This window comes from Cupriavidus sp. UME77, from assembly GCF_014170355.1.
In the GTDB taxonomy this organism is placed as follows: Bacteria; Pseudomonadota; Gammaproteobacteria; order Burkholderiales; family Burkholderiaceae; genus Cupriavidus; species Cupriavidus basilensis.
In genome coordinates, this window is sequence record NZ_LZZU01000017.1 from 1 (window position 1) to 11,504 (window position 11,504).

Here is an 11,504-nt window from a genome sequence, read left to right on the forward strand (position 1 = left end):
GTAGCGGGGGGAAGCCGTATGTGACCGGGGGGCATCGTGGCTGGCACTGACGCGCAATCCTTGGGCCGAAGGCACGTGCCGGCATACCGGCGCGGGGCGTTCGAGGATAAAATGCGGCCGACGCCTGCCACCTGCCGCCTTGTCAACCGTGATGCATGCGGTGCTCGGACGACCCTCCCCCTCGACATGGACGACTCTCCCCAGCGCGCGCCACTTTTGCCCTGTCATGCCAATCCCGCGACTACGCCGCCCGCCGGGGCGTTGCCCACGCATCTTGCCGCGATGCTCGATCGCGTCGCGGATGGCGTCATGTCGCTCGACCGCGAGTGGCGATTCGCCTACGTCAACCAGACCATGGCGCGCTGGCTCAAGCGCAGCCGTGCGGATCTCGACGGGCGCGGCATCTGGGAGTGCTGTCCGGACCTGATGGGCTCGGCGTATTACCGGACGTTTCACGAGGCCGCAGCCAGCGGCGCATCATGCACCTGCACCGCCTACTTTGCCCCGCTGGCATGCTGGTTCGAAGCGCGTGCCTTTCCCGATGCCAACGGCCTTACCGTGCTCTTTCGCGACGTCAGCCGCGAACGGCAGCAGTCGGCCCAGTTGGAATACCATGCCGACCATGACTACCTGACCGGCCTGCCGAACCGCCGGCGCTGCACGCAGGTGCTGGCGCGCGCGGTGGCGCAGGCGGCAGAGCAGGCTGCACAAGCGCAGGTAGCCGTGCTGCACGCCGACATGGAGGCGCAAGCGCCGCAAGTGCCGCAAGTGCCACAAGCGGCCGGGGTGGTGGTGCTGTTCGTCGATCTCGACCGCTTCAAGGAAGTCAACGACGCCTTTGGCCATGCCGTGGGCGACACGTTGCTGTGCAAGGTCGCCGAACGCTTTCGCGCGCTGCTGGCGCCTTCGGCGTTTGTCGCGCGCGTCGGTGGCGACGAGTTCGTGTTCATCCTGCGCGACGCGCGGCCGGGACAGGCCGAGCGCTTTGCCGGCACCATCCTGGCCGGCGTGTCGCAGCCATTCCAGGTGGACGGCCACACGCTGCTGCTGGGTGCCAGCGTGGGGATTGCACAGTGGCCCGAGGCTGGCGACACCGCCGACACCCTGTTGAACCACGCCGATGCCGCCATGTATGCGGCCAAGGCCGCGGGGCGTTTCCAGTTCCGCGTCTTCCACCTGGACCTTGCCCAAGGCTTGCGGCAGCGCCTGCAACTGCGCGCCGACCTGCACGCCGCGATGGCCGACGACCAGTTGGTGCTTCACTTCCAGCCGCAGTGGTCGCTGCCGGATGGCAGGCTGGCGGGCGCGGAGGCGTTGCTGCGCTGGCAACACCCGACGCGCGGCCTGCTGCCTCCCGCCGCCTTTCTCGATGTGCTGCTGGAGTCGCCGCTGGAGCCGGCGGTGGGGCTGTGGGTCATGCGCGCCGTGTGCCGCCAGATAGCGGCCTGGCGGCGTGCCGGCCTGACGGTGCCAAGGATCTCGCTCAACCTGTCGGCGCGGCAGCTGGTCATGCCGGGGCTGGCGGGCTTGCTGGCGGACCTCGCGCGCGAGCACGAGGTGCCATGCGGGCTGCTGGACGTGGAAGTTACCGAGGACACCCTGATGACCGACCTCGACAGTGCCGCGGCGGCGCTCGACGAGCTCAGACACTGCGGCATCAGCGCCTCGCTGGACGATTTCGGCTCCGGTTACTCGAGCCTGGCCTACCTGACGCGCCTGCCGGTTGCGACACTCAAGATCGACAAATCGTTCGTGGCGGTCCTCGGTACTACGCCCGAGTCCCTGGCGGTCATTCGCGGGGTCATCGCGCTGGCGCGCTCGCTGGGCATGAGAACCCTGGCGGAAGGTGTGGAGACCCACGTCCAGCAACGCTTGCTGGCCGAGGAGGGCTGCGACGCGGCGCAGGGCTACCTGCTCGGCCGGCCCATGCCGGCAACGGATTTCGCCGCGATCATGGGCCAAAGCACCGTGGCGCGGGGGGATTGACGCGGCGCGGCAACAGCCCCCGCTGTGCTGCAAGCATGTGCCGTCGCGGAGGTGCATAATCGCTCACCGATACGTTGAGCCCTAGCCCGATTTCTCCGGCCTCAACATACATTCATGAACGGATGTATAATTCCGTAATGATTCGCTTGTCCCTAAGCGATTGTTGCGGAAATTGACCATGACTTACCGATTTATTGCCGGGTGCCTAAGCGCCTGGCTCGCGATCTGCGTGACCGCGGGCTGGGTGGTGGAACGCCTCTGGTCCTGAGTACGGGTGGTCGGCTTTGCCGCTGGGAGGTGGCAAGGTTTTCGCTAGGACTTGCCATTCTTCGCGGTAATTACCACCCACCATGCACATGACCATCGATAAGAAGAACGCCGGCCTTGCCCGTCGGCTTGCAACACGTATCAAGGCGCTTGGCGCCATGGCTGCCCTCGGCGCATGCGCTGCCGCGCATGCCGATCCGGCGGTGCACGTGGCCTTTGGCCGCGATCCCGGCCACAACATCAACAAGTACGAAGTTGGCGTGAACTGGGACTCCGGCTTTGCCTGGGGCAACCCGCAGGGCTGGCTGGCCAAGCTGCAGTGGGAGGCCGAACTGGCCGAATGGAACGCCCGCAGCGGCACCAATCACCAGAACGTGACCGAATTCGGCTTCTCGCCGATCCTGCGCGTGGAAAAGCGCGGCGGCTCGCTGGTGCCGTTCCTGGAAGCCTCCGTCGGCGTGCGCATGATGAGCCATAAGGCCACCTCCGACGAGCACCGCTCCGGCAGCCTGTTCCAGTTCTCCGACATGATCGGCGTGGGCATGGCCTTTGGTCCCAAGACCGCGTACGAAGCCGGCTTCCGCTACCAGCACGTCTCCAACGCCGGTATCAAGCAGCCCAATCCGGGCAGCGGTTTTTACACGGGTTACGTGCGTTATCGCTTCTGACCCTGCAAACGTGGCTGGCTTGGCCTGAGGCCATGACGCTCAGGCCAGCCTGACCATGCCTGCGCGCGGGGCGCGCGTGCCGCGGGAAACGGATTCCGTTTCCGCGCCTTGCGCCAGCCTGCTGCGCAGCGCGTCAAAAAACCGCCACAGCGCGGGTTCATCGCTGGTTGCCACGTTGAACCGTATCCATGGCGAGTCGCCTTCCTCCGGTTCAAAATAGGATCCCGGCGCCAGCCAGATGCCGTGCTCCAGCGCCAGCGTCGCCAGGCGGTTGCCCGACAGCGCGGCCTGGTCGCCGCCGTCTTCCGGCCGCATCCTTGCCCAGGCGAACATCCCGCCTTCCGGGCGCAGCATCACCTCCAGCCCATGGGCTTCCATCTTCTCCGTGATCCGGTCCTGCTGGGCGCGCAGCCGCTCGGCCAGCGCCGCCACATGGCGGCCATAGTGGCCGCTGGTCAGCACCGAGTACACCAGCCGCTCGGTTACTTCCGATGACGTCAGCCCCACGGCCATCTTGGTGCGGGCCAGCGCCTTGGCCAGCTCCGGGCTGGCCGCGAGGTAGCCGACCCGCAGCGATGGCGTGATGGTCTTGGAAAACCCGTTGACGTAGATCACGTGCGAGAGCCCGTCCATCGCCGCCAGCATGGGTGAGCCCGGCGGCGCCAGCTCGCGGTAGATATCGTCCTCCACCACCAGCAGCCGGTACTGCTCGGCCAGTTGCAGCACGCGGTGCGCGTTCATGCTGGTGAGCGTGCCGCCGGTGGGGTTCTGCAGCACCGTGTTGACGAACAGCGCGCGCGGCGCGTGGGTGCGGATGGCGTGGTCGAGCGCGTCGGTGTCGAGCCCGCTGGCGGTGCGGCGCACGCCAACCACCTGCAAGCCCGCAAGGCGCAGGATCTGCAGCAGATTGCAGTAGCAGGGGGCTTCCACCAGCACGGTGTCGCCCGGACGCAACAGCGTGCGGACCACGAGGTCCAGCGCCTGCGTGGCGCCCTGGGTCAGCACCACTTGCTGGGCCTGCACCGGCATGCCGTACTGGCTGAGTCCGGCGGCAATATGCTCGCGCAGCGCGGCGAAGCCGTAAGGGTGGCCGTAGCCCGAGACCTGTGCGGCGGGCACCCGCGCCGCGGCGCGCATGGCCTGGTGCAGCCCCTCCTCGTTGAGCCAGTCGCCGGGCAACCAGCCCGCACCCGCCTTGATCGGCACCGAATGATCGGCGAACACATCCGACAGCAGCCATGCGGCGTTGAGCCCCGGCGCCTCCCAGCGTGCCGCCGGCACTTGGCCGGCGGGGGCATGGCGGTGTGCCACCGTGTAGCCCGAGCCCACCCGCGCGCTCAGGTAACCCAGCGCGGTCAGGCGGCCGTAGGCCTCGGCCACGGTGAAAGTGCTGACCCCATGCTGCTGGGCAAAGCGCCGCACCGACGGCAGCGCCACGCCGGCGCGCAGCACGCGCCGGTCCACCAGGCTGGCGATGCCCGCCACGATCTGCTCGGTGAGGGTGTCGCCGCTGCGCCGGCTGCGGACAAGTTCGAGGTTAAGCATGCGTGACATGTCAGGATGGACCTGTACAGTTTAACGGCCGTACCGGTTCGGTGGGAAGCCTCATGGCGGCGCGGGAGTTTGCGGCGCTGCAACGTGAATCCGGCTACTGGCGGGACTTTAGCCGCTGCGGCGAGCAAAGTGGCTGGATCCGCGGGTGCGATCTCCCGGCCTGGGTATCACCTGACCTGTACAGTTGCCTCACTCTTAACTGTACGGTAAGGCGAGGTTCTGCCGACCGTATATTCTTTAAGCCGGGCAGGGCCGCTACAGTGGCCGCATTCACCAGAATCACCTGACAACCCGGGCGGCGCCAGCCGCCGCCCAAGCCAATGCCAATTGCTCCTGAGGAGGATGTATGGATGCCGCCAAGACTGTGATCCCCGATCTTGATGCCCTGTGGATGCCGTTTACCGCCAACCGCCAGTACAAGGCGGCCCCGCGCCTGCTCGACTCCGCCAGCGGCATGTACTACACCTCGCATGACGGCCGCCAGATCCTCGACGGTTGCGCCGGGCTGTGGTGCGTCGCTGCCGGCCATTGCCGCCAGGAGATCGCGGACGCGGTCGCCCGCCAGGTGCAGACCCTGGACTACGCGCCGCCGTTCCAGATGAGCCACCCGCTCACCTTCGAGGCCGCCACCAAGGTGGCCGCCATCATGCCGGCCGGGCTGGACCGCATCTTCTTCACCAACTCGGGCTCGGAATCGGTCGATACCGCGCTGAAGATCGCGCTGGCGTATCACCGCGCCCGTGGCGAAGGCCAGCGCACCCGCGTGATCGGGCGTGAGCGCGGCTACCACGGCGTTGGTTTCGGCGGCATGGCGGTGGGCGGCATCGGCCCCAACCGCAAGGCCTTCTCGGCTAACCTGATGCCCGGCACGGACCACCTGCCGGCCACGCTGAATATTGCCGAGGCAGCTTACTCCAAGGGCCAGCCGACCTGGGGCGCGCACCTGGCCGACGACCTGGAACGCATCCTGGCGCTGCACGACCCGTCCAACGTGGCCGCCGTCATCGTCGAGCCGCTGGCCGGCTCGGCCGGCGTGCTGGTGCCGCCGGTGGGCTACCTGGAAAAGCTGCGCGAGATCACCAGCAAGCACGGCATCCTGCTGATCTTCGACGAGGTCATCACCGCCTTTGGCCGCCTGGGCGCGGCTACCGCCGCCGAGCGCTTCAAGGTCACGCCGGACCTGATCACCATGGCCAAGGCCATCAACAACGCGGCCGTGCCGATGGGCGCGGTGGCGGTGCGGCGCGAAGTGCACGACACCGTGGTCAATGCCGCGGCGCCGGGCGCGATCGAGTTCCTGCACGGCTACACCTACTCCGGCCACCCGCTGGCCATGGCCGCGGCCATCGCCACGCTGGATATCTACAAGAACGAGAACCTGTTCGGTCGTGCCGCCGAGCTGGCGCCGAAGTTCGAAGCCGCGGTGCACGCCGTGCGCGGCGCGCCCCACGTGAAGGACATCCGCAACCTCGGCATGGTCGCCGGCATCGAGCTGGAGCCGCGTCCCGGCCAGCCCGGCGCGCGTGGCTATGAGGCCTTCCTGAAATGCCTGGAGCGCGGCGTGCTGGTGCGCTTCACCGGCGACATCCTCGCTTTCTCGCCGCCGCTGATCATCACCGAGGCGCAGATCGAAGAGATGTTCGACACCGTGAAGAAGGTGCTGCAAGAACTGCAGTGATTGCCGTGAATGCAGCGAATGCCGTAAAAGCCGTGGCCGCAGAGACAAGACAAGGAACACTGACGTGAACATCGCACAGAACCGGCAGATCGCCGACATTGCGCACTACATTGGCGGGACCGTGCGCGCCGCCTCGTCGGACCGGTTCGCCGACGTCTTCAACCCGGCCACGGGCGCCGTGGCCGGGCGCGTGGCGCTCGGCTCGGCGCAGGACGTGGACGCCGCTGTGGCCGCGGCCCACGCCGCGTTCCCGGCCTGGTCCGAGACCGCGCCGCTCAAGCGCGCGCGCATCCTGTTCAAGTTCAAGGAACTGCTCGACCGCCACCATGACGACCTCGCCGCGCTGATCACGCGCGAGCATGGCAAGGTGTTCTCGGATGCCAAGGGCGAAGTCACCCGCGGCGTGGAGATCGTCGAGTTTGCCTGCGGCATTCCCAACCTGCTCAAGACCGACTTCACCGACAACATTGGCGGTGGCATCGACAACTGGAACCTGCGCCAGCCGCTGGGCGTGGTGGCCGGCATTACGCCGTTCAACTTCCCGGTGATGGTGCCGATGTGGATGTTCCCGGTGGCGCTGGCCTGCGGCAATACCTTCGTGCTCAAGCCGTCCGAGCGCGATCCCTCGCCCTCGCTGCTGATTGCCGACCTGCTCAAGCAGGCCGGCCTGCCGGATGGCGTGTTCAATGTGGTGCAAGGCGGCAAGGAAGCCGTCGACGCGCTGCTGGCGCACAAGGACGTGCAGGCCCTGTCCTTCGTCGGCTCCACGCCGATCGCCGAGTACATCTACACCGAAGGCACCAGGCGCGGCAAGCGCGTGCAGGCCCTGGGCGGCGCCAAGAACCACCTGGTGGTGATGCCCGACGCCGACCTCGACCAGGCCGTTGACGCGCTGATCGGCGCTGCCTATGGCTCGGCCGGCGAGCGCTGCATGGCCATCTCGGTGGCCGTGGCGGTGGGCGATGTCGCCGACAAGCTGGTGCCGCGCCTGGCCGAACGCGCACGGTCGCTGAAGATCCGCAACGGCATGGAAGACGATGCCGAGATGGGCCCGCTGGTGACCGCCGCGCACAAGGCCAAGGTGGAAGGCTATATCGCCAAGGGGGTGGAAGAGGGCGCCAAGCTGGTGACCGACGGCCGCGGCCACAAGGTCGACGGGCACGAGAACGGCTTCTACGTGGGCGGCACGCTGTTCGATAACGTCACGCCGGACATGACCATCTACAAGGAAGAGATTTTCGGCCCGGTGCTGTCGGTGGTGCGCGTGCATGACCTGGCCGAAGCGGTGGACCTGATCAACGGCCACGAGTACGGCAACGGCGTGTCCTGCTACACCAGCGACGGCGGCGTGGCACGCGCGTTCTCGCGCCAGATCCAGGTGGGCATGGTGGGCATCAACGTGCCGATCCCGGTGCCGATGGCATGGCACTCGTTCGGCGGGTGGAAGCGCTCGCTGTTTGGCGATCACCATGCCTATGGCGAGGAAGGCATCCGGTTTTATACGCGGTACAAGAGCATCATGCAGCGCTGGCCGGACAGTATTGGGAAGGGGGCGGAGTTTACGATGCCGGTGGCCAAGTGAAGGGGTGGTCGGTGTTTCTTTGAGCGGTGTTGGCCTTTGTACCCAAAAGCCATACGACATCCCCCTGCGGGGGCTGCCGTATTCCTTTGGGTGCAAAAACCAACGCCGATGAAATAAACAGCGACCACGCCCGCGGGGGGATTGTCGTATGGCCTTTGGGTGCAAAGGCCAACGCCGATCAAAGAAACACCAATCAACCCGAAAGTGACGAACCCGCCCACCCCATCACGCTAAAATACGCCGCTTTTCAAAGCCGCCCAGCGCGCCAGGAGTACCCGCCGATGAGTCTGTTCCGCACCAAGAACATCGAGGCCATGCTCGCCGCCGCACGCGATGATGGGTTGAAAAAGGTGCTCGGTCCCGTCGACCTGATCCTGATGGGCATTGGCGCCATCATCGGCACCGGCATCTTCGTGCTGACGGGCACCGGCGCGCTCACGGCCGGCCCGGCGCTGACAGTCTCCTTCGTGATTGCCGCGCTCGCCTGCGGGTTTGCCGCGCTCTGCTACGCCGAGTTCGCCTCCGCGATCCCTGTCTCCGGCTCCATCTACACCTATAGCTACGCCACGCTCGGCGAGATCGTGGCGTGGATGATCGGCTGGGATCTGCTGCTTGAATATGGTCTTGCGACCTCGGCGGTGTCGGTGGGCTGGTCGGGCTATTTCCAGTCGCTGATGGCGGGCTTCGGCTTTCACCTGCCGGTGATGCTCACCGCCGCACCGGGTGCCGTGCCGGGCGTGCAGACGCTGTTCAACCTGCCGGCTGCTGTGATCATGCTGCTGATCACCTGGGTCGTGTCCTACGGCGTGCGCGAGTCGGCGCGCCTGAACAACGTGATGGTGGCCATCAAGATTGCGGTGGTGCTGCTCTTCATCGGGGTGGGCGTGTGGCACGTCAAGCCGGCCAACTGGCATCCGTTCGCGCCGTTTGGGCTGGACGGCGTCTTCAATGCGGCCGCGCTGGTGTTCTTCGCTTTTATCGGCTTCGACGCGGTGACATCGGCCGCCGAGGAGGTGCGCAACCCGCGCCGCGACCTGCCGATCGGCATCATCGGCTCACTGGCGGTCTGCACCGTGCTGTACGTGACGGTGGCGGCCATCATGACCGGCATCGTGCCTTTCGCCAAGTTCGCGGGCATCGATCATCCGGTATCGCTGGCGCTGCAGTACGCGGGCGAGAACTGGGTGGCGGGATTCGTCGATCTCGGCGCCATCCTGGGCATGACCACGGTGATCCTGGTGATGACCTTCGGCCAGACCCGCATCATCTTTGCCATGTCGCGCGACGGGCTGCTGCCCCAGCGGCTGTCGAAGGTGCACCCGGTGCATGCCACGCCGTTCTTCGCTACGTGGACGGTGGGCATCGTGTTTGCCTTCATCGCTGCTTTCGTGCCGCTCAATGTGCTGGCGGAGCTGATCAATATCGGCACGCTGTCCGCATTCACGCTGATCTCGGTGGCGGTGCTGGTGCTGCGCAAGACGCGGCCGGACCTGCCGCGTGCCTTCCGCTGCCCTGGGGTGCCGGTGGTGCCGCTGCTGTCTGTGGGGTTTTGCCTGTTCCTCATGGCCCACCTGCAGGCGCTGACATGGGTGGCGTTCCTGGCGTGGCTGGCGATTGGCCTGGCGATCTACTTCCTCTACGCGCGCCGCAACGCGGTGCTGCACGGCGGCGCCTGACGCTGCCCGCGGTTACCGTTCGCGCGCGCCGGCTTCCTGCAGGAAGGCCAGCGCGCGCGGCTCCTCGACAAAGGCGGAGTTGATGCGGATCCAGGCCGAGCCCTCGCCGCCCGGCCGGAAGTAATTGCCGGGCGCCAGCGTCACCCCGTGCTGCTCGGCCAGGGTCACCAGCTCGCGCGAATCCTCGATCCCGCGCGTACGAGCCCACAGGAAATTGCCGCCCGCCGGCTCGCAATACACTTCCCAGCCGGCGTCGCCCAGGTGCTGCACCGCGCGCGCGGTGGCCTGGCGCACCCGCAGCCGCAGCCGCTCCATGTATTTGCGGTAGGCGCCGCGCTCCAGCAGCGCCGCTGTCACGCTCTCCGCGAAATGCGAGCCCGCTATGCTGGTTAGCACCTTCACATCCACCAGGTCCTTCACCAGCGCCTTGTCGGCCACCAGGTAGCCGACCCGCAGCGAGGCCGACACTGTCTTGGAAAATCCGCCGATGTAGATCACGTGTTCGAGCTGGTCCAGTGTGGCCAGCCGGTCGGTGTAGTTGGTCTGGAAGTCCGAGAAGATATCGTCCTCGACAAAACGGAAGCCGTGCCGGCGCGCCAGCTCCAGCAGGCGGAACGCCACCGGCGGCGAGAGGGTCGAGCCGGTCGGGTTCTGCAGCACGCTGTTGGTGAAGAACAGCTTGGGCTTGTGCTCGCGCAGCAGCGCTTCGGCGGCGTCCGGGTCGGGGCCGTTGCGGGTTTGCGGCACCCCCACCAGCCGCACCCCGTGCAGGCGCAGCAGGCCGAACAGGTTGTAGTAGCCAGGGTCCTCCACGAACACCGTATCGCCCGGCTTGAGCAGGCGCCGCACCACCAGGTCCAGCGCCTGGCTGGCGCCCGTGGTGATCAGCACCTGCGGCAGCTCCGCCGCGATGCCGAGCTGCCGCACGCGGGTCAGCACATGCTGGCGCAGCTCCGGGCTGCCCATCGGCGTGGCGTAGTGGATCACGCTGTTGATGTCGTTGCGCGAGACCTGGCGGATGGCCTGGGCCAGCCCTTCCACGTCGCGCCAGCTCTCGGGCACGAAGCCGCCCGCCAGCTTGAGCGTGGCGCTGGGATGGTTGAACTGCTCCAGGATATGGTCCGACAAATCCTCTGCCAGACGCGGGTCCGACCAGCCATTGGCGCCGCGCGCCAGCAGCGGGCTGTCCGCGACGAAGAAGCCCGACCCGTGGCGGGAATCGAGCAGGCCCTGCGACACCAGCCGGTCATAGGCCTCGATCACCGGGAAACGGCTGATGCCATGCTCCGCCGCGAGCTGCCGGATGGACGGCAGGCGCGCGCCGGGGCGCACCTCGCGCGCGCTGATCCAGGTCTTGACCTCGTTGACGATCTGATCGGTCAGGGGCACGCCGGTGGCGGGAACGAGGGTCAGCTTCATCGGCAGGGTGCAGGGGGAAGTGTCAGGAAAAACTACTGAACAGTTCATGTCAAACTGTTCGCAACTGTTCATGGGATTGTAGTTTGCGCTGTGAATAATGGAAGGCATGCGGCGGAAGTGCCGGCACCGGCCGGGCCGGTGGGCACGAGAGACATGGCCGCCATGCAGAACAGCAGAGCAGCAGAACAGGAGTGATGAAATGCGCGAACTAAGGATCTTCGAATTCGATGAACGGGGCCGGCCGGTGAGCTGGCGCGCCCGCGAAGGGCAGCGCGTGAAGGCAGTCGAAGGCCGCCTTTGGCTCACGGTGGAAGGCCACCACGCGGACATCTGGCTGCTGCCGGGAGCCGTCTTTGCGCTGCCTGCCGGCGCCCGGGTCTGGTTGTCCGGCGAAAGCGAGGGCGCGCGCTTCACGCTGGCCGAGACGCCGGCCCCGTCGTCGTGGCGCTGGCTGGGCGGGCTGGCGAGTGCGCTGAAGCACCGCTTTGGCGAGCGCCGTGCCTCCGGTGCCGGCCAGTGCCCGGAACCGGGCCTCTGAGAGGCTATCGGCCGGGCCGCGCGCAGCGTGTCCGGCCATCCCGATCCAATCCGTATTGGTAGAAGCCTGGCCAAGTGTCTGGTCGTGCGCTGTGCAGAATGCCATTTGCCGGCATCGAACTCCCCCGATGCCGCGC

At 67.0% G+C, this 11,504-nt stretch carries 8 protein-coding genes; 6 read left to right on the top strand and 2 right to left on the bottom strand.

Annotated features, from left to right (window positions below):
- The first annotated feature begins 282 nt into the window (after nucleotides 1–282).
- Nucleotides 283–1,986, top strand: a complete 1,704-nt coding sequence (locus tag A9975_RS07005; protein WP_370564060.1) for an EAL domain-containing protein — start codon at nucleotides 283–285, stop codon at nucleotides 1,984–1,986.
- A 356-nt stretch (nucleotides 1,987–2,342) separates the two neighbouring features.
- Nucleotides 2,343–2,921 carry an acyloxyacyl hydrolase gene (locus A9975_RS07010; RefSeq protein ID WP_183032004.1) on the top strand — a complete coding sequence of 193 codons (579 nt, stop codon included), beginning with the start codon at nucleotides 2,343–2,345 and terminating at the stop codon, nucleotides 2,919–2,921.
- Nucleotides 2,922–2,960: 39 nt separating this feature from the next.
- Here the strand turns inward: A9975_RS07010 and A9975_RS07015 are convergent, their stop codons facing one another.
- A complete protein-coding gene (locus A9975_RS07015) occupies nucleotides 2,961–4,466 on the bottom strand; it encodes a PLP-dependent aminotransferase family protein (protein WP_183032054.1) in 1,506 nt (501 codons plus the stop codon).
- Nucleotides 4,467–4,821: 355 nt separating this feature from the next.
- Here A9975_RS07015 and A9975_RS07020 point away from each other — a divergent pair, with 355 nt between their 5' ends.
- From A9975_RS07020 to A9975_RS07030, 3 genes are all read left to right on the top strand, one after another.
- The gene (locus tag A9975_RS07020) at nucleotides 4,822–6,153 is read left to right on the top strand and encodes an aspartate aminotransferase family protein (RefSeq protein ID WP_183032005.1); all 1,332 of its coding nucleotides are present in this window, start codon (nucleotides 4,822–4,824) and stop codon (nucleotides 6,151–6,153) included.
- 64 nt (nucleotides 6,154–6,217) lie between these two features.
- Nucleotides 6,218–7,735 (top strand): CoA-acylating methylmalonate-semialdehyde dehydrogenase, encoded by a 1,518-nt coding sequence (locus A9975_RS07025; protein WP_183032006.1) that lies wholly within the window; start codon nucleotides 6,218–6,220, stop codon nucleotides 7,733–7,735.
- Nucleotides 7,736–8,016: 281 nt separating this feature from the next.
- Complete coding sequence (locus A9975_RS07030) at nucleotides 8,017–9,411, top strand: amino acid permease (RefSeq protein WP_183032007.1); 1,395 nt, start codon at nucleotides 8,017–8,019, stop codon at nucleotides 9,409–9,411.
- A gap of 12 nt (nucleotides 9,412–9,423) precedes the next feature.
- Here the strand turns inward: A9975_RS07030 and A9975_RS07035 are convergent, their stop codons facing one another.
- A complete protein-coding gene (locus A9975_RS07035) occupies nucleotides 9,424–10,830 on the bottom strand; it encodes a PLP-dependent aminotransferase family protein (protein WP_183032008.1) in 1,407 nt (468 codons plus the stop codon).
- A gap of 199 nt (nucleotides 10,831–11,029) precedes the next feature.
- Between A9975_RS07035 and A9975_RS07040 the strand changes: the two genes are divergently transcribed.
- The gene (locus A9975_RS07040; protein WP_183032009.1) at nucleotides 11,030–11,368 is read left to right on the top strand and encodes a DUF2917 domain-containing protein; all 339 of its coding nucleotides are present in this window, start codon (nucleotides 11,030–11,032) and stop codon (nucleotides 11,366–11,368) included.
- The last annotated feature ends 136 nt before the right edge of the window (nucleotides 11,369–11,504 follow it).

Bases quoted from the DNA above. Each gene is read 5' to 3' on its own strand.
- A9975_RS07015 (WP_183032054.1), bottom strand. From the start codon at position 4,466: ATGCTTAACCTCGAACTTGTCCGCAGCCGGCGCAGCGGCGACACCCTC.
- A9975_RS07020 (WP_183032005.1), top strand. From the start codon at position 4,822: ATGGATGCCGCCAAGACTGTGATCCCCGATCTTGATGCCCTGTGGATG.
- A9975_RS07005 (WP_370564060.1), top strand. From the start codon at position 283: ATGCTCGATCGCGTCGCGGATGGCGTCATGTCGCTCGACCGCGAGTGG.
- A9975_RS07035 (WP_183032008.1), bottom strand. From the start codon at position 10,830: ATGAAGCTGACCCTCGTTCCCGCCACCGGCGTGCCCCTGACCGATCAG.
- A9975_RS07040 (WP_183032009.1), top strand. From the start codon at position 11,030: ATGCGCGAACTAAGGATCTTCGAATTCGATGAACGGGGCCGGCCGGTG.
- A9975_RS07030 (WP_183032007.1), top strand. From the start codon at position 8,017: ATGAGTCTGTTCCGCACCAAGAACATCGAGGCCATGCTCGCCGCCGCA.
- A9975_RS07010 (WP_183032004.1), top strand. From the start codon at position 2,343: ATGACCATCGATAAGAAGAACGCCGGCCTTGCCCGTCGGCTTGCAACA.